This window comes from Telmatocola sphagniphila (assembly GCF_018398935.1).
GTDB lineage: Bacteria > Planctomycetota > Planctomycetia > Gemmatales > Gemmataceae > Telmatocola > Telmatocola sphagniphila.
In genome coordinates this window covers 1,886,353-1,910,887 of sequence record NZ_CP074694.1, presented here as the reverse complement: position 1 = coordinate 1,910,887, position 24,535 = coordinate 1,886,353, and the positions used below count along the sequence as shown (strand labels likewise).

The 24,535-nt window shown below is 60.3% G+C and carries 22 protein-coding genes; 14 read left to right on the top strand and 8 right to left on the bottom strand.

Annotated features, from left to right (window positions below; translation table 11 throughout):
• Positions 1 to 112: 112 nt before the first annotated feature.
• The 13 genes from KIH39_RS07670 to KIH39_RS07610 all read left to right on the top strand — a co-directional run bounded on the left by KIH39_RS07670 (position 113) and on the right by KIH39_RS07610 (position 15,179).
• Positions 113 to 1,651, top strand: coding sequence for a lipopolysaccharide biosynthesis protein (locus KIH39_RS07670; protein WP_213498759.1), 1,539 nt, complete (start codon positions 113 to 115; stop codon positions 1,649 to 1,651).
• A 74-nt stretch (positions 1,652 to 1,725) separates the two neighbouring features.
• Positions 1,726 to 2,913 carry a glycosyltransferase family 4 protein gene (locus tag KIH39_RS07665; RefSeq protein ID WP_213498758.1) on the top strand — a complete coding sequence of 396 codons (1,188 nt, stop codon included), beginning with the start codon at positions 1,726 to 1,728 and terminating at the stop codon, positions 2,911 to 2,913.
• A 31-nt stretch (positions 2,914 to 2,944) separates the two neighbouring features.
• Entirely contained in the window at positions 2,945 to 3,973 is a 1,029-nt protein-coding gene (locus tag KIH39_RS07660) for a glycosyltransferase family 4 protein (protein ID WP_213498757.1), read from the top strand.
• Positions 3,974 to 3,976: 3 nt separating this feature from the next.
• Complete coding sequence (locus KIH39_RS07655; RefSeq protein ID WP_213498756.1) at positions 3,977 to 5,110, top strand: glycosyltransferase; 1,134 nt, start codon at positions 3,977 to 3,979, stop codon at positions 5,108 to 5,110.
• Positions 5,107 to 6,312: a glycosyltransferase family 4 protein gene (locus KIH39_RS07650; protein WP_213498754.1), complete on the top strand. Its 1,206-nt coding sequence runs from the start codon at positions 5,107 to 5,109 to the stop codon at positions 6,310 to 6,312. The genes KIH39_RS07655 and KIH39_RS07650 overlap by 4 nt, the downstream gene beginning before the upstream one ends.
• Complete coding sequence (locus tag KIH39_RS07645) at positions 6,309 to 7,442, top strand: glycosyltransferase family 4 protein (RefSeq protein WP_213498752.1); 1,134 nt, start codon at positions 6,309 to 6,311, stop codon at positions 7,440 to 7,442. Before KIH39_RS07650 ends, KIH39_RS07645 begins: the two co-directional genes overlap by 4 nt.
• 18 nt (positions 7,443 to 7,460) lie before the next feature.
• Positions 7,461 to 8,570 (top strand): glycosyltransferase, encoded by a 1,110-nt coding sequence (locus tag KIH39_RS07640; RefSeq protein ID WP_213498750.1) that lies wholly within the window; start codon positions 7,461 to 7,463, stop codon positions 8,568 to 8,570.
• 21 nt (positions 8,571 to 8,591) lie between these two features.
• Positions 8,592 to 9,947 carry a hypothetical protein gene (locus KIH39_RS07635; RefSeq protein ID WP_213498748.1) on the top strand — a complete coding sequence of 452 codons (1,356 nt, stop codon included), beginning with the start codon at positions 8,592 to 8,594 and terminating at the stop codon, positions 9,945 to 9,947.
• Between the two features lie 36 nt (positions 9,948 to 9,983).
• A complete protein-coding gene (locus tag KIH39_RS07630) occupies positions 9,984 to 11,105 on the top strand; it encodes a glycosyltransferase (RefSeq protein WP_213498746.1) in 1,122 nt (373 codons plus the stop codon).
• An 83-nt stretch (positions 11,106 to 11,188) separates the two neighbouring features.
• Positions 11,189 to 12,112, top strand: coding sequence for a glycosyltransferase family 2 protein (locus KIH39_RS07625; protein WP_213498745.1), 924 nt, complete (start codon positions 11,189 to 11,191; stop codon positions 12,110 to 12,112).
• Positions 12,113 to 12,673: a WcaF family extracellular polysaccharide biosynthesis acetyltransferase gene (locus KIH39_RS07620; RefSeq protein ID WP_213498744.1), complete on the top strand. Its 561-nt coding sequence runs from the start codon at positions 12,113 to 12,115 to the stop codon at positions 12,671 to 12,673. It abuts the gene before it with no gap.
• A gap of 211 nt (positions 12,674 to 12,884) precedes the next feature.
• The gene (gmd, locus tag KIH39_RS07615) at positions 12,885 to 13,859 is read left to right on the top strand and encodes a GDP-mannose 4,6-dehydratase (protein WP_213498743.1); all 975 of its coding nucleotides are present in this window, start codon (positions 12,885 to 12,887) and stop codon (positions 13,857 to 13,859) included.
• A 144-nt stretch (positions 13,860 to 14,003) separates the two neighbouring features.
• Positions 14,004 to 15,179 (top strand): acyltransferase family protein, encoded by a 1,176-nt coding sequence (locus KIH39_RS07610; RefSeq protein ID WP_213498742.1) that lies wholly within the window; start codon positions 14,004 to 14,006, stop codon positions 15,177 to 15,179.
• A gap of 201 nt (positions 15,180 to 15,380) precedes the next feature.
• Here KIH39_RS07610 and KIH39_RS07605 read toward each other — a convergent pair whose 3' ends face one another.
• The 7 genes from KIH39_RS07605 to KIH39_RS07575 are packed head-to-tail and all read right to left on the bottom strand — an operon-like array spanning position 15,381 to position 21,813.
• Positions 15,381 to 17,000 carry a serine/threonine protein kinase gene (locus KIH39_RS07605; protein ID WP_213498741.1) on the bottom strand — a complete coding sequence of 540 codons (1,620 nt, stop codon included), beginning with the start codon at positions 16,998 to 17,000 and terminating at the stop codon, positions 15,381 to 15,383.
• A 26-nt stretch (positions 17,001 to 17,026) separates the two neighbouring features.
• Positions 17,027 to 17,647, bottom strand: a complete 621-nt coding sequence (locus KIH39_RS07600) for a biliverdin-producing heme oxygenase (RefSeq protein ID WP_213498736.1) — start codon at positions 17,645 to 17,647, stop codon at positions 17,027 to 17,029.
• A gap of 11 nt (positions 17,648 to 17,658) precedes the next feature.
• Positions 17,659 to 18,180, bottom strand: a complete 522-nt coding sequence (locus KIH39_RS07595; RefSeq protein ID WP_213498735.1) for a globin family protein — start codon at positions 18,178 to 18,180, stop codon at positions 17,659 to 17,661.
• A gap of 18 nt (positions 18,181 to 18,198) precedes the next feature.
• Complete coding sequence (locus tag KIH39_RS07590; protein ID WP_213498733.1) at positions 18,199 to 18,669, bottom strand: hypothetical protein; 471 nt, start codon at positions 18,667 to 18,669, stop codon at positions 18,199 to 18,201.
• Positions 18,670 to 18,702: 33 nt separating this feature from the next.
• Entirely contained in the window at positions 18,703 to 19,350 is a 648-nt protein-coding gene (locus tag KIH39_RS07585) for a hypothetical protein (protein ID WP_213498731.1), read from the bottom strand.
• 14 nt (positions 19,351 to 19,364) lie between these two features.
• Entirely contained in the window at positions 19,365 to 20,207 is an 843-nt protein-coding gene (locus KIH39_RS07580) for a V4R domain-containing protein (RefSeq protein ID WP_213498728.1), read from the bottom strand.
• The gene (locus KIH39_RS07575; protein WP_213498726.1) at positions 20,200 to 21,813 is read right to left on the bottom strand and encodes a PAS domain-containing protein; all 1,614 of its coding nucleotides are present in this window, start codon (positions 21,811 to 21,813) and stop codon (positions 20,200 to 20,202) included. Before KIH39_RS07575 ends, KIH39_RS07580 begins: the two co-directional genes overlap by 8 nt.
• Before the next feature lie 485 nt (positions 21,814 to 22,298).
• Between KIH39_RS07575 and KIH39_RS07570 the strand changes: the two genes are divergently transcribed.
• Positions 22,299 to 22,526, top strand: a complete 228-nt coding sequence (locus KIH39_RS07570) for a hypothetical protein (protein WP_213498725.1) — start codon at positions 22,299 to 22,301, stop codon at positions 22,524 to 22,526.
• Between the two features lie 651 nt (positions 22,527 to 23,177).
• On the opposite strand, the gene KIH39_RS07565 is transcribed toward KIH39_RS07570, so the two are convergent.
• The gene (locus KIH39_RS07565) at positions 23,178 to 24,194 is read right to left on the bottom strand and encodes a hypothetical protein (RefSeq protein ID WP_213498724.1); all 1,017 of its coding nucleotides are present in this window, start codon (positions 24,192 to 24,194) and stop codon (positions 23,178 to 23,180) included.
• Positions 24,195 to 24,535 lie beyond the last annotated feature (341 nt).

Sequence of the window (24,535 nt, the reverse complement as noted above, 5' to 3'; positions counted from 1 at the left end):
CCCGTTTTCCCTTTCCTCTCCTCGCCGCTGACGTTTTTCAACGTCGCTTTCGGCCTTCGTTCCCGATTCGCTCCCTCCTCCTCCCGGTTTTTTTCAGAAGCGGCCCCGCTCTATGAGTCGACTGCAACGGGCCGTCACGGCGACCTTGATAGTTCAGGCGTTCACGGTGGCCGGCATGGTTCTGTCGCTGGTCACCGTGCCCGCCTATTTGAATTGGCTGGGCCAGGAACGCTACGGCCTGATCCTGCTGGCAATGTCGGTGCTGCAGTATCTAGTTCTCAGCGATGGCGGCTTGAGCTGGGCTTCGATGATCTTGGTCTCTCACGCGAAGGGGCGCGAGGATCATCCGGAAATCGCGGCGGTGCTTCAGGCCAGTCGGCGTTTTGCCCACCTCTCGGCGGGGATTATCCTGGTTCTGACGGCCGGGGTCGGCTTGCTGCTGGCACTGTTCGGAGCCGCCCTTCCGGTTCATCCGGAGCTCGCCGGCTTAGCTCTGGCGATCGGCCTGCAGGCCGTGGTGACGCTTCTCGCGTCCCCCACCTACAGTCTCCTCAACGGCCTCCAGGATTTGCAGTACGTGGCGCTGGCCCAGGGTAGCGGCCGGATTGCCGGGGCCATTTTGGCGATCGCCGCGGCTGCGGGGAATTGTCCGCTCGGCGGGATCATCGGCGTGCAGACCCTGGCGAATTTCGTCAGCTACCGGATCGCCAAGTCCTACGCGGCCTCCCGATACCCCTGGGCGTTCGAAAAGCACCCACCGAATCGTCTGCTTCGCACGAAGCTCTTGCGCACCGCCGCCGGTAACTTCGGACTGCAGGCGGGCGATGGCCTGGCGATGTCGGCCCCGGTACTGGCCCTGGGCTGGTTCTCCGGCGCCGAGGCGGTACCGACGTTCAGTGTGGCTTTGACCTTGATCATGCTGCCTTTGGGTGTGGTCCGAAATTTCACCGCGACGCTACAATCGGCCTACGGCGATGCCGCGGCCAAAGGGGAGATCGCCTGGATCGCCCAAACCTTATCCCGAACTTTAAATTTGTCGCTTCTGTTCTTCGGTCTCTTAGCGGCCGGCTACCTGGCCTTAACCCGGGATTTCGTCAGCTTGTGGACCGCGCAGAAGCTGACCATCGCGTGGCCGATTCTGCTGGGGGCCCTGACGGTCGGGGCCTTGAATTCTTTGATCGCCAGTCTGCAATTCACGCTGACCGGCTTGGGGCGCATCCGGGTCGCCGCCCGGACCCACGTCTTTTATGGGGTCGCATCCTTGGTCTTCTGCGGCTTTCTGGTGTGGAAGGTCGATCCCCAATACGTGGGGTTCGGGCTGCTGGCCGCGGCTCTCTTCACCAATCTCTGGATTCTGCCCCGCGAGCTGAAAGAGCATCTGGGCGGGCTGAGCTTCTGGCCTTCCGGATCCACGGTAGTCTTAATTTTTTTGTTGAGCGTCGGCAGCGGGCTTTTAGGAGCCGGGCTGGCGAGCGAACTGCGACCCGAGTCCCGCTGGCTGGCTTTAATCGGCGGCGCTGGTGCGATCTTTCTGGTCTACGGAGTCTTGGCGAAGTGGTTGCTCTCGGATCTGACCGCGCCAGTTTTGAATAAGATTCTGGCCCGATGGCGGTCCCGTCGCTCGAACCGGGCCGATGTCGTTCCCACCTAGCAGGTCAATATCTCGATTTCCCGCGCGTTCGCCTAGTACTTTCTCCGTGTCCTAAGAGCTCGATTCTTCGATCCATGCGACTGGCGATTCTCTTTCATCGATTTGGGCCCTATCACGTCGCCCGCTTACGGGCGGCGAGCCAGGGCCCGCAGGAACTCGTGGCCGTGGAATTGAGCGGCGCCTCGGAAGAGTACGCCTGGGAGAAACAAGCCACTCCCGATTTGAATCGCCAAGTGGTTTGTTCCGAAGGCGATAGTAATCAGCTGCCTCCCGCGGAACTGGTCGGTCGAGTCGAGAACCTCTTGACCGAGATCAATCCGGACGTTCTGGCGATCGCCGGCTGGGGCGATCGCGGAATGCTGGCGGCCTTCCGCTGGGGACTGAACAATCGCAAGCCGATGCTGGTGATGTCGGACAGTCAGGAGAAGGACGAACCGCGCAAATGGCACAAGGAATGGGTAAAACGCCAGTTGCTGAAAGGGTTCCCGGCGGGTTTGGTGGCCGGAAGCCCTCATCGAGAATATCTTGCCCAGCTTGGGATTCCGAAGGACCGGATCTTTCTCGGCTACGACGTCGTCGACAACGCCTATTTCCAGCAGAGTGTTTCCGCCGCCCAGCAGAATCCGGAGTTACGTCCACGCCTGCAGCTGCCCGCGGAATATTTCCTGGCTTGTGGCCGGTTCATCCCCAAAAAGAATTTCGAATTTCTGATTCGGGCCTACGCGGCGTTTCGGAAGTCGACCGATTCACCGTGCGATCTCGTCCTGCTCGGAGACGGTCCCTTGCGAGACCGGTTGATGGCCTGTGCCCAACAGCTCTCGGTGGAGAACCACGTCCACTTTCCCGGCTTTCAGCAGTACCCGCAGCTGCCCGCATACTACGCCTTCGCCAAGGCGTTTATCCTTCCCAGTTCCCACTACGAGCAGTGGGGACTGGTCGTCAACGAGGCCATGGCCGCCGGGTTGCCGGTGCTGGTCTCGAATATTTGTGGCTGTGCCCCCGATTTGGTCCGGGAGGGAGAGAATGGTTTCCAATTCTCTCCTCAAGAGGTGAATCCACTCGCGCACCAACTGCAACGACTGGCAACCGACGAAGAATTGCGCCAGAAGATGGGAGAGCGTAGCCGGGAGATCATCGCACAGTGGTCCCCGGCGCAGTTTTCCCAAAGTCTTTGGCAAGCCGCCGAGTGCGCAGCGTCCCGGCCGGCTCCCGGGATCTCCCGAATTCAAAAGTTCCTGTTGAAAAAACTGATCGGGCATTAGACTGGTCCCTTCCTCCCCAGCCTCGAACTCGTTGCGCCTCCTGCTCCTCGTCGATCCGAATATTCCGGTGCCCCCGGTGCAGTACGGCGGGACCGAGCGGATTGCCGCGCTGCTGGCGGAAGGACTGGTCGAAGCGGGGCACACGGTCGATCTATTGGCGGGACCCGGTTCCCAGAAATATAACGGTTGCCTGCAGATTCATTACAAACCCGGCTCGGGCCGGATCAGTCGGGCCTATCGCAAAATCCTGTTTCGCTTCCGCTCGGGACGGCTGGCTCGGTCGGCCGATCTGGTCCTCAACTTTGGCCGGCTCGATTATCTGGGAGCGATCGCCGGGAAAAAGCTTCCCCTGATATCGGTCTTTCAGAATCCGATTCCTCCCTCCGAAATCGAGGAGCTGCAACGGCGTTTTCCCCAACGCTTGGGCCTGGTCGGAATCAGCCGGCAGCAGATCGCGCATCTGAAATCGGCTCGGGCAATTCGGGTGATCTACAATGCCACCGATGTGGAGCGGATGCCATTCCAAGAACGCGTGCCCGCCGAATCCTACTTCGTCTATCTGGGGCGACTGACGAGTAATAAAGGAGTCCATCTGGCGATCGCAGCGGCCCAGGCCGCGGGGGTTCCTCTGAAAATTGCGGGCCCCCAATCGAAGGAGCCCGGGGAAGAGAATTACTTTGAAAGAGAAATCGCCCCCCATCTCGATTCGCGCATCGAATACATCGGCTCGGTGAACGACGAGCAAAAATCGCACCTGCTGGGGCAGGCCCGAGCCCTCCTATTTCCGATCCAGTGGCCCGAACCGTTCGGCATCGTGATGGCTGAGGCGCTCGCCTGCGGTTGCCCGGTAATCGGCTGGAACAACGGTTCGGTGCCCGAGGTGATCCAGTCGCAGCGCAATGGCTTCGTGGTGAACTCCGTTCCCGAGATGGTGGCCGCCATTCAAAACATCGATTCGATTAGTCGCCGTACCTGCCGCCAAGACGCGGAGGAGCGGTTCAGCAAACAGGCCATGATCGGGCAGTACTTGCAGCTCGTCGAGCAGCTGCGCGCGGAATAAAGCATGGCCCGAAAATTACTGCACATTCTGTTTGGAGCGGAGCGCGGCGGTTGTGAGCGCAATTGCGAGATGCTCATCCAATACGGGAAGTCGGTCGAGCATCATGTGCTGGTACTCGGGCCCGACGGTCCGATGAGTGCCCTCTGGCGGGAAGCCGGAGCGCAAGTGCTGATCTGGGCTCCCGAGCTCTATAAAACTTCCTCCCGTCGGATGGCTCAACTGAAACGGTTCGTCCAGGAGACGGCTCCGGAGGCCGCTATGCTCTGGCATGGCCTGGTGAAGCTGCCCCAATTATTGCACGCCCTGAGTTCGGATACGATTAAGGTCGGAGTGCACGGCGGCAACCCGGCCTACCCCATGACGGCGCTCACCGATTGGAAGTTCTGGCTGCTTCAGAAAATTTACCGGACCGCGATTGATCCGGTCTATATCTGCTGTTCCCAGTACGTCGCCGATTCGTTCGATGCCAAGCGCTGTCTGCGACCCTATCGTCGGACGGTGGTGTGGAACGGTATTAAACGGCCCGCAATTGCCTGGCACTACGATCGGACGCGGGCCGATACCAAAATCTTCGGAATGGTCTCCCGCCTGGATGCGATCAAGGATCAGGCGACGCTGCTACGGGCTTTTGCTCGGCTCGCTCCCCGGTATCCCGAGTGGCGCCTGCAACTCGCGGGCGACGGCGATCAGAAGGAAGCTTTGATCGCCCGGGCCCGGGAACTAAAGATCGAATCCCAGGTCGATTTTCTGGGCATGATCGACGATGTGTTTGCCCGGATGGCCACCTGGGACCTTTTCGTGTTCGCCACCACGGCCCGCGAGGGGCTGGGCAATGCCTTGGCCGAGGCGATGATGTTAGGACTGCCGTGCATCGCCACCGAGATCGGACCGATTGCAGAACTGGCCGGCTCGAAGGAAACTGTCGAACTGGTGCCGCCGGGTAATCCCGAAGCTCTCTCAACCCAGATCGAACGCTACATGCTCGATCGGGTGGCTCGCGAAGAGTTGGCCCAGCGTGGCCAGCAACGGGCGCAAGCCTCGTTCGCTCCGGAAGTCTATGCCTCCCGCTATCTGGACCAGCTCTTTTCCGACTCGCGGGAAACCAACGCCCGCGTGCAGGGAAGATCTCCCCGATGAGCCGCTACGTCACGGCATTTGCGGGCCGGCGCGACGGCTACCAGATTCCCTGGGCGCTGGAAGAGGCGGATCGCTTGGAGGCCCTGGTCACGACCTTTTATTCAAAAGGACTGATTCAAAAGCTGGGGCAATTTTCAAGCCAAGTGCAGCGAGGACTCCGCGCTCGGCAGTGCCCGGGCGTTCCCAACTCGAAAGTGTCCAGCAGTCTGCGTCTGGAACTGGTCGAGCATCTGGGCCGGCGCCTGAAAATCCATCCGCCGAAATATTGGAACTACATCTCCCGCGCTTTATCGAGACGGGCCGGAAAAATCGCCGAGCGGACCCAGTCGAATCTGCTTCTCTACGAGCCCTATGCCTGGGAGGCTTTTCAGCGGAATTATACGAAGCACAACCCGGCCAAAATCCTCTTTCACTTTCACGTGCATCCCGATCTGGAACGCCAAATTTTGGACGAGGACACGCGACAATTTCCCCCGGCGACCGCCTGGCAAAAAGTCGACGGGGAAGGGGATGCACTCGACCAGAAAGCGGGGGCTTCCTGGGCCTGGACACTCGCCGATCAGATCTTCTGCGCCAGTCGTTTTACGCGACGTACCTTGCTGCATGCCGGGGCGTCGGCCGAAAAGTGCCAGGTCGTTCCCTACGGCGTCGATGCCCCGGCGGAACCTCCCGCTGGGTCGCCGAGCCAAAATTTTCGAGCCCTGTTTCTGGGCAGCGGCATCCAGCGCAAAGGGCTGCACCATTTGCTCCGGGCCTGGTCGAACGCCCGGCTCCCAGCCGGTTCGGAACTGAGGATCGTCTCGCGCGTGCTCGACCCGGCGATGAAGGATCTGCTGAATTCTAGCTCCGGAATCCGCTTCTATCCGGGCGTCAGCGCGGCCGAACTCGTTCGACTCTTTCAGGAAGCGCATCTGTTGGTAGTGCCTTCGTTGATCGAAGGATTTGGCGCGGTTTTTCTGGAAGCGGCGGCGAAAGCCCGGGCCGTCCTGGGAACCGAAAACACTTGCGTTCCCGATTTGGGCACCGAGGCCGACGGCTTTTTCACCTGCCCGGCGGGTGATCCCGGCGCTCTCGCTCAAAAATTGACCGAACTGTCGCAGCAACTGCGCGATCAGCCCCAGTTGGGAATGCAGGCCTGGAAAATCGCCCGGAAACATCCCTGGCAAGCTTTCCGCACCGCTCTGGTCGAGCGCCTGCCATGAATTCGAAGACCGGGAGAGCGATCTTTGCCCTGGGGAATACGGCCGATCCCAACTGCTGGAGCGGTATCCCGTATCATTTTTATTCGGAGTGCCAGAAACAGAATTTCGCCAATATTCCCGGCCAAATCGATCTCGAAATCTTTCAGCGCTCGCGGCTGGTATGGAATTTCTTCCGTAAGTTGCGCGGTCATCCCCGCGGCGGCTATCAGTACTCGGAAAAATTCCTCGACGCCGTGGAGCAGCAAATTCCGCCGGCGATCCTTGCGCAGGAGATTATCAGTTTCAATCAGACCTTTCCCCGGGCGCGCACGGTCCAACGGGCCGGCGGAAAAATCAGTTACTACATCGATGCGACTCTGGCCGCTCTGACTTCCGGGAGGGGCTTGGAGATGAATCTTCCCAAGGATATTCGGGAACAGGTTCTCCAGCTCGAGCAAGAGAATTATCGCCTGGCGGAGCGTGTGATCGCCATGGGGACTTGGACGGCGGAATCGCTCGTCCGGGAATGTGGCGTTGATCCCACGAAAGTGCACACGGTGCTGCCCGGAGCGAACCTCGATCTCCCCGAAAACTGGGTTCCCAAAGCTCCGTCGGGCCGGGCGGGGGTCGATCGGCCGTTTGTTCTCGGATTTGTCGGCAAAGATTGGAAGCGCAAAGGGCTGCCGATCGTCATCGAAGTACGCGATCGATTGGCCGCCCGCGGCTGGAAGGTCCAGGTGCAGGCGGCCGGCGAGGCTCCCGCGGAATTAACCCAGCGCGACGGCGTCCGCTTTGTCGGCTTTATCGATAAGCGGACCCAAGCCGATTTGTTTCTGCGATTTCTTGAATCCTGCGACGTCGGCTGTCTGTTTTCGGCTCGGGAAGCCTTGGGAATTTCCACCCTCGAATTTCTGCGCGTCGGAATTCCGGTGGCCGGTTACGCCATCGAAGGCCCCGCCGATACCCTCCCGGAAGAGGCCGGATTCCGCTTCGCCCTCACCGAGGGGCCTCTTCAGATCGCCGATCGTTTCGAAGCTTATCTGCAGTCGGAAGCGAAGCAGCACTCCAAGCAAACGGCGGCTCAGCACCGGTCCGAGTCGGTCCGCTGGGCCCGCTGCGTCCGCGAGTTCAAAGAACTCTGGACGCGTTAGTTCCAGGAAAGTTTCTTCTTGGCTTTTGAACCTCGTATTCTGCATGTCCTGGCGACCCCTCGCGCCGAAGGCACGCCGCGTCTGGTGCTCGACTGGTTGGCGGCGCGTCCCGATCTCTGGCAGGGGGTTCTGGTTTTAAACTCGCAGCCGGGCGACTTGAAAGAGCCGTTACAAAAGGGTTCTCGAGCCTACCGGGAGCACGATCTGCTCCAGCCGGGCTTTTCGCAATTCCCGCGCATCGTCCAGGCTTCCTATCGGATGGTGCGCGACACCCGGCCCAATATCGTGCTTTGCTGGGTCACCGGGATGGCGAGCTGGGTCTGCGAAGGAGCCCGTCTGGCGGGCTGCAAAAAACTCCTGGTGCATTCCGGGAATCCGCCGCGCCTCGGCGGCAAAAATGATCTGATTTCCTGCTCGGTCTATTGGCCCCTGGCGCTGCTTCGCGCCAAAGTGATCTGCTGCTCGGATTATGTTCGCGACGCCAATCGTTCGATTCGAGGCGTCTCCCGGGGCCTGTTCCAGACCGTCTACAACTGTGCCCGGGCCCGGGAAATTTCCGCCCGGGCGACCCGGGCGCGGCAAGAGATCGTAAAAGACGGGAAGTTCTTCACCGCGATCATGGTCGCGACGCTGGAGAAACACAAAGACCACGAGACGCTCCTCAAAGCGATACCCTCGATTGTTTCGCGCTGCCCGAATTTCCGATTGGGGCTGGTCGGGGAGGGGAGTCTGCGCGGCGACTTGGAGCAACTCGCCGATCGGCTGGGAATTCGCGAACAGGTCACCTTTCTGGGCACGCGTTCGGATGTGCCCGAATTGCTGGGCTTAGCCGATCTGTTCGTATTCTCTACAACGATCAACGAAGGCTTGGGCAGCGTTCTTTTGGAAGCGATGGCGGCAAAACTGCCAGTGGTGGCCACCGATGTGCCGGCCTGCCGGGAACTGCTGCAGGGCGGTCGCTTGGGCCAATTGGTGCCTCCCCAGCGGCCGGAGCTTCTAGCGGAAGCGATTCTCGATAAAATTCAGAATCGCGAGTCGTCCGCGCACACCGTCCCTACGGCCTTCGATTATGTGGAACAGTTCACGCCGGCCCGGATGATCGATCAGTACCTTCGCTGGGTGCGTTAACCCGACCGACCTCAGGTGACTATGTTCGAGTTCAATGCCTTCTTTCTGCTGAACCTCTTTGTTCTGGTGCTGCTGGTCGTGGAGGCCGTCCGAAAATTGGACCGGACCTGGAGCCGGCCGGCGCTGATCGTCTACTTTACCATCGGCTTTTGGTATTTCTACGAGATCACGCAAAACGGGATCCTGTACTACAATCTCAAGTTCGGCTTCGACCTCGTCGAGGGCTCCCTGCTGCAAGTGCTGACCTTCCTCCTGGTCTTTCGGGGCTATCTGGCTTTCCTGCCGGAGTACGAGAGGAATCCGGAGGCGAACCTTTTTTTCGTCGATGAACAGCAGCGCCTCGACTTTGAGAAAAAAGTCTTCACAAGCGTCTTCGCGGTCTGGGCGTTCCTGACGCTGATCGGCTTATGGATGCTCGACGGGGATTTCTTCTCGATTTTCTTTCCACCGCTTTCGAGCGATCCGCAATTCATCTGGTCGCGCGGCGCGGTCGGTACCAAATTCGACTTTCTGATCTCCATCTGCGGCTACTGTCACGTGGCCGCCGTCGGCATGCTGGGGATTCAGTTCGTCACCTTCTATTCCAGCAATTTGCGTTACCTGTCTTTGATCTTATTTCTGATTGCAATCGAGGCCTATCTCTTTCAGAGAGCTCGCAGCGGGATTTTGGCGGTGATCCTCCCGGGCGTCTTCTCTTACATCTTTATCTCCCGGGACGCCTTCGCGAAAAAAGCGGTCATTCTGACCACGCTGCTGATTGTGATTTCCGGCTGGTTTGCGTTCATTCAAAGCAATCGCGAAAAGGGTTCCGCCTCGATCGTCAAGGCTCTCAATAGCGAGCCGCAGGTGCAGGCGGGACCGGAGAACCGCACCGACGTCAATATGTTCGAGGAACTCTGCTATATCCGATCGTTCCTGACGACCCGGGTCATGACCGAGGAATGGGGGGAGTCCTATCTGGCCGAGCTGGCCGCGTTCGTGCCTCGGGGTATCTGGAAAGATAAGCCAATGATCGGGATCAACTACGCGATCATGCGCGGCTTCGGCGGGTCCGGTGTAGACCACGGCGTGTTTGCGACCATCTCGCGCGGCATGATCGGACAGGGGGTCTGCAATTTTGGGGATATCCTCGGGCCGGCCGCCGCGGCGCTCCTGATGGGAATTTGGGTGCAGATCCTCGCCAAGCTCTGGAGTCAGCGCTATCTGCAGCACCGGCTGGCCCTGTTTTTGATCGGGCTGGGGCTGACCTTCAATATGGGCCGCGACATCACCAGTCTGGTGCTCTTTCCCTTTTTGTTCGCCTATCTCGGCGTTCTGTTTTTCGAGTTTGTGAATCCGCAGCTGAATGCTCCCCGGAATCCGCATGCCTCGGCGTAAGCCACCCTGTCCCGGCCAGAGCCAGGGGAGGCGGCGATGAAAGTCCTGCACGTCGTGCATTCTCTGGATCCGTCCACGGGCGGAACGGCTTCCGCGGTTCGGTCGCTGGTGGCCCAACAACAGCGGCGGGGACTGCAGGCGGCGATGGCCGCCGAGATCGTGCCCACTACGGACCTGGAAACAGCACAGAAGCTTTCCCCCAGCCGCTGGTGGGACTTTTTCTGGAACCCGGGTTTCCAGAGCACGCGGATTCAGTCTTTCGATCTGGTGCATCTGCACGGGGTCTGGGATCGTCCGTTACTCCAGGTGATTCGGGCGGCCCGCCAACTCCAGAAACCCTATGTTCTCTCACCGCACGGCATGCTCGATCCCTGGAGTTTGTCGCAGAAGCGCCTGAAAAAGAAGCTGTTTCTGCAACTGGTGGTCAAGCGTTTTCTGGATCAGGCCGGGGCCATCCATTTTCTCAACTCGGACGAGGCCGATCTGACGAAAACTCTCCGAATTACGGCTCCAGCGGCCATTATCCCCAACGGGATCGAGGTTGCCGCGGCTCCGAGCGATTTGGCCCTTGCGAATTTCCGGCAGCGCTACGCCCTGGGCGACGTGGCCCCGTTCTTGCTCTTTTTAAGTCGGCTGCACTTCAAAAAAGGCCTCGATTATCTAGTCGAAGCTTTTGCGAAGATCGCCTCCGCGCATCCGTCTCTGAAGCTGGTGGTCGCGGGTCCGGACGACGGCGCGCGGGCGGATTTCGAAAAACTGATCGCGTCTCGGAACCTCACGGAGCGGGTCGTTCTCACCGGTCCCCTGTATGGCGAACAGAAGCAGACGGCCCTCTTGGGCGCGGCGGTGTTTGTTCTCCCCAGCCGCCAGGAAGGTTTCAGCGTGGCGATTCTGGAAGCCCTTGCCGCCCAAATTCCGGTCGTGATCACCAAAGCGTGCCATTTCCCCGAAGTGGAATCCTCTCGAGCCGGGTATGTCACCGATCTCGATGCGGATCAGATCGCCGGGGCCCTCGATAAAATTCTTTCGAACCCCCAGGCCCGCCAGACCATGGGACCGGCCGGACGGGAGCTAGTCACCTCGCGCTATTCCTGGGACCGGGTCATCGGTCAATTCGAAGACTTGTATGGCTCGGTCGTCGCGCAGGCCCGCCGCTGAGGGGCCGCACCCCCAACGTTCTCCGGTTCGAGGCCTCTTTCTCCCAGTGTTACCGCCCCCAATAGTTGAAATGGTTTGGATCGATGTCTAGTCCTGAAGCGAATTCGACGATCCCCTGGCCGCCTAAGAACGTTCCGGTCAGCGTGTTGATTCCGGTCAAAAATGAACAGTCGAACATCGAGGAGTGTCTACGCCGGCTCCAGTGGGCCAACCAGATCGTCGTGGTCGATTCCCAGTCGACCGATCAGACGGTGGCTCTCTCGGAAGCCCTCGGCGCCGAGGTCTACCAGTTTCACTATTCCGCCGAAGGCTGGCCCAAGAAAAAAAATTGGGCCTTAGAACAGGTCTCCTGGCGCAACGAATGGGTGCTGATCCTCGATGCCGATGAGTACATGACGCCGGAACTGGCGCAGGAAATCGAACAGGTAGTCACCGGAAAATATCCCCCCGGCAACGGCTGCGGCGATGGCTACTGGCTCAACCGCCGTTTCATGTTCCTCGGACAGTGGATCAAGCACTGCGGCTATTACCCCTCCTATAACGTGCGACTGTTCAAGCATGCCCTCGGGCGGTACGAGCGGATCGGTAATCTCGGCCAGACCGGCTCCGGCGACAATGAAGTCCACGAGCACATCGTGCTCAAAACCGGGGAGGCGGGTTATCTGAAGCACGATTTTCTGCACTACGCCTATCCCAATCTGAGCGTCTGGGTCGAAAAACACAATCGCTACTCGACCTGGGAAGCGCACGCGATGCTCGCCAAAGACGAGGGGGGCGTGAAGCCTTCGCTCTTCGGCGGGCCGATCGCCCGCAAGCGCTGGCTGAAAGCCAAAACCCGAAAAATGCCCTTTCGGCCGCTCTTGCGATTTCTCTACGGCTATCTCCTCAAAGGCGGCTTCCGGGACGGCTACGCCGGCTTCGTGATGTGCCGGCTGATGGCCTGGTACGATTTTATCTCGCTGGCTAAATTCCACGAATTGCGGCTGCAAGAAAAGACTGCGAAATAGATGTCCCCCCCCGATCCGGCCGACCGTCGCCATATCAGCCCCTGGACCTTCCGGGAAAAGATCGCCCGCGCCCTCTGGGGCCTCGTGCAATCGACGCTGTTTGGGTGCAGCCCGCGCGGGTGCTATCGCTGGCGGAACACTCTGTTGCGACTCTTTGGGGCCCAGATTGATCGCACAGCTCGGATTCGACCGACCGTCACAATCGAAATCCCCTGGAATTTAACCCTCGGAGCCAATTCCTCGGTCGGCGATCGGGCGATTCTGTACTGCCTGGGGCCGATCACAATCGGCGCACGGGTGACGATCAGTCAGCTGGCTCATCTGTGTGCCGGCAGCCACGATTTTACGCAACCCCATATGCCGCTTCTGCGGCCGCCGATCACCGTCGAGGACGATGTCTGGCTGGCCGCCGATACCTTCGTGGGTCCCAACGTGACGATCGGTCGCGGCTGCGTCGTCGGCGCCCGCGCCTCGGTCTTCTCCTCTCTTCCCGCCGGGATGGTCTGCGTCGGCAATCCGGCCCGCCCGCTGAAAAAACGCGACGGCTGGCCGAGCGCTTAAGGCATCTTCCCCGGGCTTCGCTTTGCGAAACTCCCCTCGCACTTCCTTTCGGTTGGCCCTTCCCCCGAAATCTCTGCCGCGTCGGAAGACTTCTCCGCGGGGTTTTGTAAAATCCGAAGGAGACTCGGCAAACCGCCCCGCGAAGTTCTGAAAAGTCCCTCGAAGCGCCGTTTGGAAGACCTGGTACGATTTCCGGAGATTGAGAGATCCCATGGCAGTATCGCAGAAGAAAATCGCTTTGATCACGGGCCTCACCGGCCAGGACGGTTCCTACCTGGCCGAATTTCTGCTGGAGAAGGGCTATCAGGTCCATGGCATGATCCGCCGCTCCAGTACGCCCAATCTCAGCCGCATCGAACATATTCTCGATCGCCTCACCGTGCACCCGTCCGATCTGCTCGATCAATCGTCGATGGCCAACCTCATCGAATCGATTCAGCCCTCGGAAGTCTATAACCTGGCCGCGCAGTCCTTCGTCACCGCCAGCTGGGATATGCCGCTCGCCACCGCAGAAATGACCGCCGTCGGGGTCAACCGCATCCTCGAAGCGATCCGCTACTCGCGGCAGTCGCCCCGCTTCTACCAGGCCTCGTCGAGCGAAATGTTCGGCAAAGTACAGGAGATTCCGCAGCGCGAGGAGACGCCCTTTTATCCGCGCAGTCCGTACGGGGCCTCCAAGGTCTTCGGGCACTGGATCACCGTCAATTATCGCGAATCGTTCAACATGTTCGCGGTTTCCGGGATTCTGTTTAACCACGAAAGCCCCCGTCGCGGCCTCGAATTCGTCACCCGCAAAATTTCCAATGCGGTCGCCCGCATCAAGCTCGGCAAGCAGCAAAAACTCTCCCTGGGCAATCTGCAGGCCAAGCGAGACTGGGGCTTTGCCGGCGATTACGTGCAGGCGATGTGGCTGATGCTGCAGCAGGACGTGCCGACCGATTTTGTGATCGCGACGGGGGAGACCCACAGCGTTCAGGAATTCGTCGAGCTGGCATTCGATCACGTGAATCTGGATTGGCAGAAGTACGTCGAAGTCGACCCGAAGTATCTGCGCCCCGCCGAGGTCGATCTGTTGATCGGCGATCCGAGCCTGGCCCGCAAAAAACTGGGCTGGGAACGAAAGGTCGACTTCCCGGGACTGGTCCGCATGATGGTCGAAGCCGATCTGAAGGCCGAAGCCAAGTAGTCGACGATTTTTTTCCTAACTCTTTCTCCCACTGACGGGATGCCGCGTTCCCGTCTTCTCGCTGGGCGGCTTTTTCGCCGTTTCGGGCGAAGGGCCGCGGGGTCCCTCGCGGGTTCCTCTTTCGCTCGCCTCTTTTTCCCAAGCATGAAACAGGACGAGCGCTATATCTGGCTGGATCTGGTCCGGGGGCTCAGTGCCATTCTGGTCTGCGCCGGGCACCTGCGGGCGGTGGCGCTGGTCGACTACGCCGAATTGACCGCCCCGACGCTCTTCCAAAAATTGCTCTACGGCCTCACCGGGCTCGGCCACGAAGCGGTGATGGTCTTCTTCGTCCTCAGCGGCATGTTCGTCGGCGGCTCGGTGCTCAAAGCGGGGGACCGCTTCTCCTGGGCGGCCTATGGCACCACGCGGCTGACCCGGCTCTGGGGGGTGCTTCTCCCGGCGCTGGTCCTGACCTACCTGATCGATTCGTACACGCTCTCGGCGCATCCCGAGGTGGCCCAGGGTGAATACGCCCCGCTCTGGACCTCCGGACCCCGAACCGACGGGTCCTACTCGACGAGTCTGGTCACCTTCCTGGGGAATCTCGGCTTCGTCCAGACGATCGGGGTGCCGACCTTCGGAACCAATAGCCCGCTCTGGAGTCTGGCCAACGAGTTCTGGTACTACGTGCTCTTTCCGCTCGGCACATTGCTGCTCGGAATTTCCGGGAAACCGGCGGGCCTCGGGCGGCGCCTGCTCGCGGGGGGCGCGATCGCGGCGTTAGCCTATGGGTTGCCGCGGGGCATCTGGCTGGGCTATCTGATCTGGTTACTGGGCGTTCTGGTTTACCGGATCCAGCCGCGCTTCTCGACGCGTCGCCGCTGGATTGCGCTCCTCGTCACGCTGGGGCTTTTTGGAGCGTCCCTGGGCTACAGCAAATCGCTGCGGCTGCAGGAAGGACTGGGCGTCTCGAGCGATCTGGTCGTCGGGCTGGCCTTCGCCACACTTTGTCTGGTCCTGGCCAAATGGCCGCGGCCGCGCATACCGATTCTGGGACCGGCACTTGAGAAAATCGCCATCGCCGCCGCCGACCTGTCCTACTCGCTTTACACCATTCACTTCCCGGTCGTGCTTCTGATCGCCACGCACTTCTATCTGCCGCAGAAGTGTTTTCCCGATCTCCCGGCGGTTCTGCAGTACCTGGGATTTTTGAGCCTGTTGCTGGGGATCGGCGCGGCCTTCTGGTATCTCTGCGAACGCCATACCCCGCGCATTCGACGGGCGCTGATCGGAAAACGCCTCTCCGTCTCCGGCCGCGCCGTCGGTCCCACATCTTGAATCAGGTTTTGTCTTTAAGGCGACTCGAACGGCTTCCCCAGTAAGGAAAGGGCTATAGAAATCGCTTGAAATGACCTAACTCCGTTCTTCTATCTCACCTCTTCAGCTCGTCGACCGGCTGTTCTCCCGCCGGTGCCCCTCGTTTCGCGACGACGCCTCGTTTCCCCCGTGGTTTCTTTCGATTCTCGCCCGGCCCACCGCTCACTTCGCGCTGCGCACCAGTTCCTTGGCATTTCCTGCCACCGTGTCCCACAAGGCCAGGACCTCTTCGTAGGTTTGCGGCCGATCGAGGGGATGCTTCTCCATCATCTTCAGAATGATCTGCGAGACCTCCACGGGCATATCCGGGCAAATCTCGTGCGGGGCGGTCGGCGTCGCCGTCATGTGCTTGAAGAAGACTTCGTTGCGGTTGCTGCCGGTGAAAGGCAGGCGACCGGTCAAGAGGTGATAGAAGGTGACCCCCAGCGAGTAGATGTCCGAGCGGTGGTCGATCGAGGAACCGTCCTGCAGCTGCTCGGGCGACATGTAGCCGGCGGTCCCTTCGGCGCCGCGGCCCTTGCCCAGTTCCGTGCCGTCGTCCGATTGCATCTGCACGGCCAGGCCCAGATCGACCAGCTTGGCGATCCCCAGCTTGTCGACCAGGATGTTGGCCGGCTTGACGTCGCGGTGGATGATGCCCAGGTGCAAGGCCGCCATCAGCCCGCGGGTCGCCTGCGACAGGATGCTCAGGACCTTGGCCAGCGGCAGCCGCCCCTGCTGTTTGAGCAGTTCCGAGGCGCTGCTGCCATCGACGAATTCCATGACCACGTAGGGGAGGGCGGAGTTGTCTTCGAAGTCCAGCACGCGGACCACGTTGGGGTGATTGAGCTGGGCCAAGAGCCGGGCCTCGTTGCCGAAGCGCTCCAGGAGCGCCCCGGTGCCGCCGGGCGAACTGGGTTTCAGGAACTTCATCGCCACGATCGATTTCAATTTCGTGTGCAGGGCCCGATAGACCAGGCCGACGCCGCCTTTACCGATCTCTTCGAGGAGCAGGAACTTGCCCACGGTCGCGCCCGGCTCGAGGACGACGGCTTTGCGTTCGGGGCGGGTCAGGTAGGGCGGCAGCGTCGATTCTTCGGAATGGATCGTCGGCAGTTTCTGATCGCTCGAGTGCATCGAGAACGACGGCGCCGAGGGATTCCCGGTTTTCGAAGCGTGCTTCGAAAAGTCCATCCGGGTGGTCAGATTCAGAATCGACGTCGAGGTGAAGGAGTCGAGCCCCTGGCTGGGCGCCAGGCCGCTGCCGGTGGCCATAAACCGGAAATTCGAGATCGAGGAGGAATTCAGCTGGCTGTCCGATTCGCCCGCCCCGACGGCCCGGTTCTTCATCCGCTCCACTTCCTTCTCGAGGGTGCGCGACTGTTCGAGCAGGCTGCGGGTGATGATCTTGTCCTTGGGAATCAGAATCGAACCATGGATCGGGTGCAGGATATTTTCCGGAGCGCGCTGGCCGAGCAGGCTCAGGAGATCCTCGGCCCGCTCGATGTACATCCCTTTGGGAACTTCGACGATGATCCCTTCGCCTTCGACCCGCGACTGGCAGGCCAGCCGGCATTCGGAGGTGACGCCGGCGACCAGCGAGAGGGTCTTGCGTTCCCGATTCTCGATCGGGGAGAGCTGATCCATCCCCTGTTTGATCGAGACGCGGCAGGTCGAACAGAAGCCGCGGCCGCCGCAGGACATTTTGACGTTCATCTGCCGGCTCAGCAGCGTGGACAGGAGAGTCGCGCCGGTTTCCACCAGCAGGTTTTCGCCGAGGGGTTTCAAATGCAGCCGTTTCATCCCGCTCTCCGTTTCCCGTCATGGAATCAAGATCGTGCCGCGGTGGCGCCCGAAAGCTCTTCGTAGACGTCGAACATCACCTGAAAGGTCCGTCCGACGCCGCGGGCGAAGCTGTCGCTCTCCGACGCCGTGACTGGGGCGTTTTCCAAAAAGGCTTTGAATTCCTGCCAGGTTTGGCCGCCGTCGCTTAACCCCGCGAGGTGGTAGTCTAGACCGAGCCCGGGCTGCAGGGGGAGTTGCAGCGCCGCCGCCACGGTTTTGGCCAGCATCCGCGAACCCATCCGGGAGCCTTCGAGGACGTAGAGGGCGCCGGCCCAGACCCAGGGGGAGACCGCTTCCTCCTCCTGCAGGGCCTCCTGCCAGGCGGACAGATGCTCCGATTCGAAAGGCTCGGCGGGCGCGGCCAGCGCGGCCCGGTCGGCGATTAATAGGCTTCGCCGCGGCAGATTCGGATTGGTCAAAACGTTCAAGGGGGGATGCGCGAGTTGCGCTTCGACCGCCGTGTGAATCGGCAGGAGGACTTCGAGCAGGCGCAGGTAGGTGTCGCGCTCGACGGTGCCGCGGGCCAGCTGCTGGGCCAGCGGCGTGTTTTCGATGCGGCGGTGCAGATCGCCCGACGCGGTGCGGGCGCGGTGCAGTAAGCTCATGGGAAAGTTCCTTAGACGGAGGCGGGAATCTGGGCCAAGCGGCGGCCGGTTTCATCTTTCACGGGGACCGGCACGTTCAACAGAAAGTCGGTCAGATGCTGCACGTACGGCCGCAGCAGGGCGTGCGTGTCGGCGGTCAGATTCACTTCGAGCTGGACCTGCCAGGACTTGAAGGTGTCCTGCAAAAATTGCGGCGACATATGCACCGCCTTGAGGATCGTGCGGTACCACTCGGTGAACATGCTGTCGTAGAATTCGGTCGCTTCCTGCAGCATCATGTTGGCGGCGATGTTGGTCAGGGAGTGGATGTCCCGGGTTCCCTTCTCGAAGCCCTGCGGCCGGATCTTGGCAAAATCGGGGTAGCGTTTGCGCTGCTCGGCGATGACGCCTTCGGCGACCGGCAGCGCCTTGCGGCGGATTTCATCGTAGGCCGTGCGGCGGTTGCGAATGGTGCCGATGTAGGCCTTTAAGTCCGCGCGTTCGCGGCTTTTGAGGTAACGTCCATCGAGTTTGGTCATCACGGACAGAAGCATGAGATTCTCCGCAAGGGGTTAGACGGCTACGGAAACGACCAGACTGTCGAGCAATTGATCCATGGCCGGCCGGTATAGTTCCAGCGACGGGCCGCGCAGCAACTTTTTGAGTTTCTCGTCGATCGCCTTGTAAATGTCGGCGGCCCACTCCTCGTCCAGTCCCGACTGCCGCAGCGAACTCACGAGCGAATCGGTCCAGCGCAGTTTCAGGAATTCGGGTTCGTCCACGAAGACCGAAACGAACAGGTGCCGCAGCGATTCGACGACGTCCTGAATCACCAGGCGGCTGTAGCCGGGTCGGTCGGGATAGGCCGCCGGCAGTTCCTTGGTCAGGGCCGCGAGGATTTCCGGCTCGAACTTTTCCAGGTCCTCGCTCAGCTTGATCCGAGCGGGCAGGGTGTCCAGAAAGGCAATAAAGCGTTCCACTTCCTTTTCGGTCAGCAATCGCTCGTTGGCGTCCTTGACGAGAGTAATCAGCCAGGGATTCATGGAAATTCCTTAGGTTAAGTTCTCAATTCACTTTCAGGACGCGAGCACTTCGCGCAGCGTCCCTTCCCGTCCCAACGTTTTCGCAAACCGCGCTTCCACGTCCTGGATCGCCGCCGGCGTACCCAGAACGAAACCACTCGCCGTCGCTTCGCAGGTGGGGCAATCGGTCTGCAGGCACTCCAGCTGCGTTTCCAGCAGATATTCGAAAATCGATTTCAAAAAGCCGGCGAACAGCGCGTCCGAGGGCTTGTCCGCCTGCAGGATCAGATCGGGATAGATCGAGTTTTCCAGACGCACGCCCAGATAATCGGGCCAGCGTTCCCAATCGACCGACAACCGGCCCCAGCCGTGCGCGGCGAAGGCTTCGGTCAGCACGGTGATCTGCACGCCGCGCTGCAATTCCCGCCAGGGGGTGCCGTAGAATTCCTTGACCGCCTTATCGAGGCGGTGGGCGAACTGGCCGCCCCAGCGCTTGCCGGCCGATTTCAGAACGGCCGAAGCGGCCGGGCCGCATTCGTAGATCATGGCATCGCGAAAGCCGAGCAGAAAGTCGCTGGTCAGCGTGCAGACCCGTTCCCCGAGGGGATTGCGGGTCACGCCCCGGGTCACGTCGGTGCGGAACCAGTCCGGACGAGCGAAAAAATTGCCCTTCAGTCGCAGCGAACGGGATGTATCGAGCATGGTCTCTCCGGAAATTACATGTTTTGGAGGCGTTTCATGATGTCGCTCGCGGTGGCTCCTTCGCCCCGCCAGAACGCCGCGGCATCGACTTTCTTGTAGTCGGAAATTACGAACTTGCAGTAGTCTTCGCCGGTGGCGTAGCACTGCATCTCGACGCAGCCGAGAGACCGCTTGCTTAAGACGCTGAAGGTCGAAGCGAACAGGCCGGCGTAGAAGTAGCAGATCACCGAGCCGATATCGCCGACCGACTGGGCGACCGCCGATTCGTACAGCTCGATGAAGAGCAGGCCCTTATCGCGCTGCCGGAAGTCGTAGCGCCAGGTGCCCCAGCCGGTGATGGTCAACGGCCACCACCAGGTCTCCGCCAGGAAGTCCATGCGCTGCCGGTCCAGTTCGGCTTCGAACTCGGCCTGCATGCGCGGCAGAAAATGCTTCATGTCGCGCAGGCCCCACTGGAAGCCGCACTTGTACATGATCTCGCGAGCGCCCCCCTGGCCGACTTCGTCTTCCAAAGCCCCCAGCAGGGCCACCACGAAATCCTCGGAGACCCGCATCATGCGCTGGCCGTAGGGATTACTCAAGGTTCCCTTGGCGGGGTCGGCGCGGAAGAACTCCTCGTCGTGGTAGTGGTTGTGCTTATACGGCTGCGTGCCGTGGACGACCGACATGGTCCGATGGATCGTTCCGTCGGTGATGCCCGAGCGTCGCAACAGCGTGACGGCTTTGAGATCGGCTTGTTCTTTCCAAACCAGCTGCAGGGCATCTTCGGTCGGCTGATCGAGGCTGGCGTTCAACTCGGCACTCATGGATCGATTCTCCAGGGGGATGGCATTCGTAAGTTGGGGCTCTTTAGACAACGCTGGCGAGCTTCCAGCCCAGACAGAGTTCTTCGCGGGGGCCCACTTCGTTTTCGGAAACCGTCGTGATCGGACTGGGCAGTCGGGTCGGCACGTAGAGCTTGATGCAGCGGCGGAAATCGGAACTTTCCTCGGCCCGACAGACCCCTTGCAAGCGCCGGGCGACCCGGTTGGCCACGGCCAGACCCAAAGTCGCGTCCGCAATCAGCGCTTCATTGCTCAGGGAGTCGATGCTGGCCGTCTGGTTCCAGACGGTCGGCTGCCATTCGCCCGAGAGGGTGAAGCACATCCAGCCTTCGGTGAGTTCCGGCGTCGGCGGCAGTTTTTCAATTTTGACTTCCAGGCGATCGCCGCTACTGGCCTTGCAGGCGAAATTGAGCAGGCCCATCAGGGCCGCGGTCAGCGTGTCCTTATCGACGCTCAGCCAGCCCCCCTGATTGACCACATTGAGATTCAGGCGGCGCGAGGCGAACACCCCGGCGAAGAGCTTGGCCGTTTCCTGGACGGCGTCTTCCCCGGAGACTTCGCTCAGTTCGGGATCGACCGGGACGGTCCACTCGCTGCGGTAGAGCCATTCCAGCAGGCGAAGCCGGATGCCGAGGGCATCTAGGTCCTGCTGCAGGCCGCGGAAGCGCGAAACGATCGTGTCGCGGTCGGCCTTCTGCTTGATGTCGGCCAGCACCAGGCGGGACTTGGCCTGCAGCGATTCGGTCAGGGGCAGCTCGGCCAGCAGACTCTCTCGGAGGATGAACTGCGTGGTTGTCTCGCGCACCGACTTGACGGCCGCGTCCATTTCCTCGAGCTCGGCCTGGCGTTCCCAGAGGGTAATGAAAATCAAGGGTTCGCGGCCGGCATTGGGGATCTTGAGGAAGGCCAGACGCACCGGCAATGGGCCTTTGGGCGTCACCAGCGTTCCGATCGATTGTCCGCTCGCGCTGGCTTTGATGGTTTGCCAGATCGAAATGGGGGAGTCGGAGCTGGAGAGCACTTCATCGAGCTTCAGCGAGGTCATCGCCGTCGAATTCAGCCCCAGCAGCGTTTCCGCCTTGAGATTCAGCATTTTCAGCTGCCCCTGTTCATCGGTAATGATGGTCGGCGAGGGCATGCCGTAGAGCAGTTTCTGCATCATGTTCAGCCGGGCTTTGGTCGATTGATAGTGCTTGCCGCTATCCTGAAGGGTCTTGGCCAAGAGCTCCATCGGACTCTGCTTCTCCGACAGAGTCGGGGCGGCCAGTCCCATGGTCCCCTGCAGGGAACCGATCCACTGGCCGATGGTCTCCAGATCCTTGCGGTGCTCCTGCCGGGTGGTGCGCAGATTCTGATCGCACTCCAGAAATTTCTTGGGAATTTCGTCGAAGAGGGTTTGCTCCGAGGCTAAGGGCAGGGCCCCCAGGGCATCGGTGCGGAATTTGTAGACCCAGTCGATCAAGCGATCGGTCTGGTCGCCGAAGTACCAGCCAAGTCCGCCCAGGATCACCGTGGCCAGGCCGGCCAGCACGAACACGGTGGCGGTGGAATGGGCCGATTCGGGCAGCACGAACCAGACCGCGGCGGTGGCCAGCGGCACGAATGCGAAGGAGACAAAACGAAGAGTGAAAGGTTTCATACGGGGAGACCCTGGGTGTCTTTAAGTGCGCACCGGTCGCGCAGTGGCTCTTTCGAAAGCTCCTCCCGATCACTCGGGGAGCCAAGCTTAGCAGTTCCGCTCGGGCAGTTGGTGGGAATGACCGCTGGAGAGAATCAGATGCTCCGATTGCGAGTCGGATAGCCTGTCGGGAACAGTCATTCGGATTGAATGTAAGCTAATTCAAAAAGTGCGGGAAAAGGATGAGAAATTGAAAAATAAGGCCAAACCAACCACTTAAATTTCTCATCAGGAACGAATCCTCACTACATGGAGAAGATTCTTCCCAGCTTCGTCATCTTCACTCGGGGGGGTTCGCCAACTCGGTCTTTTATGGGAGCCGAATCCCTACAAAAATAAAAGTGAGGTCTCCGCGAGAACTTTTTGCGCTTTCGGCGGTTGTCCTCTTTCCGAAGGACACTTGGGGACACTTCCGGCGACTCCCGGGGGCCCAGGAGATTCGAGCCATGAGCAATCCCTTTCCGATCGAAAACCGCGCGGGTCTCGCCGAGGAGCGCTTCGCTCCCTGGAGAACCCTGCTCCGGACGCAGAGCTCCGTGAAGCAGATCCTCGATTGGATGTTTGAACACAACCCGCCCTTAGCTCCCGCCGATCTGCTAGCGCAAGACGAATTCAGCCACGATCTGATCGTTCCGGTTCGGGAGGGGTATTGGCTGGTCTACGACTGTACCTGATTCGGGGTGGTGACGGCGGTCGCCGTCTGGGATCATTTGCCTTCGGCGGCGGAGTTACTGCCGGCGCGGCTTGCGCGCGGCTGGCAGCCGACAGCCACTCCCACACGGGACGGGGAGTTGATCCTCGGCTACGCCGCCTGCCTGCGATCAGCGCCCTCTTGAGAGCTTCGCGGAACCCTTCCTCCGAGTCTTCTCTCGGAGACCGGGCAGAAGATCAGGTTGAATTTATCCATTTCTCATTGCCTCCCCGTTTCGCAATTATTAGAGTGGTCTCATAATTTTAAAGAGAATCCGCGGAACCTCTCCCCGCGGCTGGGGGTTTACCCAGAAAGGATTCGTCTTCGGAGAGCCCTCCCGCTTTTTGGAAGTTAAATCCCGCCGTCCGTCCCGTCGCATTTGTTTGGGAGACAAAAGCGCAGACCACGGCGGGATTTCTTTATTTCCCGAGGGCATGGGGCCCCGAAAAGCGAGGCCTCTCCCTCACCCGAAGAGTTCTGGACCGGCTTCAGAAATTCGATCCCGGAAAGGAGTGGGGATCGGCCCCGCCGGATGTCCTACGCCAGCTTGCGGGGCCCATTCGCGTTGCCGAAAGTGGCCGAACAGAAAATTCCCGAGTCCGGAAACCGCCCCGGGGAATCTGAGCGGGTAAAGTTACTTGGGCGGTTCCGGTTTCGGCTCAATTTTATCAATCCACTGGTCGAGCAGATCTTCGCCAATTTTGAGCACCCACCAGTCGCCGACCGCGGTGAACTTGATCCCTTCGACCTTCTTGGTCTCGCCGGTCCGCGCGGCACGGAACAGATCGAAGGCGCGTTCGGTGGCGGTGAACGATTCGAGCAAGAGGCGAATTCTTTCGCCGCTCGGTTGGCCCTTGACCCAAAGCTCCAGCGGCGCCCGCATCTGTTTCGCTTCCTTCGGAAGGACCGCAATCTCCGCCTCTTTCGGACCGGGGCTCAGTAACAGATAATTTTGCGTGGTCCCCAGGTGGTTGATCCAGCCCTGGGTTTTCGGGGCAACAATCGAAATCGCCTTCTCGTAAGGCACGATTTTGTTCAGTTGATTCACCAATTGCGTGGTTTCGGTATCGAAACTCGCCAGCACTTTAGTCTTCACTTCCTGCAGGCCGATCTCGTCCCCGGCCGGCTTGGTCCGATCGATCTCCCGGGAGGCCATTCTCCGGATCACCGATCTGAAGAGCCGCGGGGTCTCCACGTCGCCGATGACCGAAGTAGCGGTGGCCTCGATTGTGGGGGCATCGGCGGAGAAACGAACGCCGTCAAAATGGATCATCCGCTGCGCTTCGAAAGCGGTTTTCGAGGTGCTGTGGACCGCCACCGGCCGACGGGTGGCGACCTGCTGCGAATCGGTCGAGCCTTGAAAGCGAGTAATAAACACCGCATCCTTCTCGTTGGTGTCGAGCTTCACCGAGGTCCGGCCGGTGGTATGCGCGGTGCCGGTGACGTGAGAGCCGAACAGACACATATCGACGGGCGAAGTGTCTTCGATGACCGGCGTCTGATATTTGCGGATAAATTCTTTCGAGATTCGAAATACGATTCTGGTCTTTTTAGTATCTTCCGCCGGGTCTTGAGCGGACGATGGGAAAGGCGTCAAAAGCAGGGTAACGAGACTCACTATCGGGAACATCAGACGACGGCCGGCACTCATAAGGGCCTTTCCTTCGATCGAATGAGAAAAATTCACGTGGGCTTCCGAAGATGTTATTCTACCTGGAGTTGGAAAAGTGAAAGCCGAATCGCCACGATTCCGAGAAGGTCTCCGGTGGGGAGACCTTGGCTTCGACACGATCGATAAAGTTCGCCTTTCTCCCGACACGCGCAAAGTCAGAGTCCGTTTGCCGAGGGAATAGGTCGGATTCGCCGGAGAAGCGGCCGTCCTCAGCTTTCGAGGACTTCCTCAACTCGGGTCCTGGTGCATCGCGAAGCCGTGGCATGCGGAGGATTTTCATCCGTTCATTCCGGAAGTCTCCGGGCCGGTGGAAAGCGAGG

Bases quoted from the DNA above. Each gene is read 5' to 3' on its own strand.
- KIH39_RS07670 (WP_213498759.1), top strand. From the start codon at position 113: ATGAGTCGACTGCAACGGGCCGTCACGGCGACCTTGATAGTTCAGGCG.
- KIH39_RS07665 (WP_213498758.1), top strand. From the start codon at position 1,726: ATGCGACTGGCGATTCTCTTTCATCGATTTGGGCCCTATCACGTCGCC.
- KIH39_RS07655 (WP_213498756.1), top strand. From the start codon at position 3,977: ATGGCCCGAAAATTACTGCACATTCTGTTTGGAGCGGAGCGCGGCGGT.
- KIH39_RS07650 (WP_213498754.1), top strand. From the start codon at position 5,107: ATGAGCCGCTACGTCACGGCATTTGCGGGCCGGCGCGACGGCTACCAG.
- KIH39_RS07645 (WP_213498752.1), top strand. From the start codon at position 6,309: ATGAATTCGAAGACCGGGAGAGCGATCTTTGCCCTGGGGAATACGGCC.
- KIH39_RS07635 (WP_213498748.1), top strand. From the start codon at position 8,592: ATGTTCGAGTTCAATGCCTTCTTTCTGCTGAACCTCTTTGTTCTGGTG.
- KIH39_RS07630 (WP_213498746.1), top strand. From the start codon at position 9,984: ATGAAAGTCCTGCACGTCGTGCATTCTCTGGATCCGTCCACGGGCGGA.
- KIH39_RS07625 (WP_213498745.1), top strand. From the start codon at position 11,189: ATGTCTAGTCCTGAAGCGAATTCGACGATCCCCTGGCCGCCTAAGAAC.
- KIH39_RS07620 (WP_213498744.1), top strand. From the start codon at position 12,113: ATGTCCCCCCCCGATCCGGCCGACCGTCGCCATATCAGCCCCTGGACC.
- gmd (WP_213498743.1), top strand. From the start codon at position 12,885: ATGGCAGTATCGCAGAAGAAAATCGCTTTGATCACGGGCCTCACCGGC.
- KIH39_RS07610 (WP_213498742.1), top strand. From the start codon at position 14,004: ATGAAACAGGACGAGCGCTATATCTGGCTGGATCTGGTCCGGGGGCTC.
- KIH39_RS07605 (WP_213498741.1), bottom strand. From the start codon at position 17,000: ATGAAACGGCTGCATTTGAAACCCCTCGGCGAAAACCTGCTGGTGGAA.
- KIH39_RS07600 (WP_213498736.1), bottom strand. From the start codon at position 17,647: ATGAGCTTACTGCACCGCGCCCGCACCGCGTCGGGCGATCTGCACCGC.
- KIH39_RS07595 (WP_213498735.1), bottom strand. From the start codon at position 18,180: ATGCTTCTGTCCGTGATGACCAAACTCGATGGACGTTACCTCAAAAGC.
- KIH39_RS07590 (WP_213498733.1), bottom strand. From the start codon at position 18,669: ATGAATCCCTGGCTGATTACTCTCGTCAAGGACGCCAACGAGCGATTG.
- KIH39_RS07585 (WP_213498731.1), bottom strand. From the start codon at position 19,350: ATGCTCGATACATCCCGTTCGCTGCGACTGAAGGGCAATTTTTTCGCT.
- KIH39_RS07575 (WP_213498726.1), bottom strand. From the start codon at position 21,813: ATGAAACCTTTCACTCTTCGTTTTGTCTCCTTCGCATTCGTGCCGCTG.
- KIH39_RS07570 (WP_213498725.1), top strand. From the start codon at position 22,299: ATGAGCAATCCCTTTCCGATCGAAAACCGCGCGGGTCTCGCCGAGGAG.
- KIH39_RS07565 (WP_213498724.1), bottom strand. From the start codon at position 24,194: ATGAGTGCCGGCCGTCGTCTGATGTTCCCGATAGTGAGTCTCGTTACC.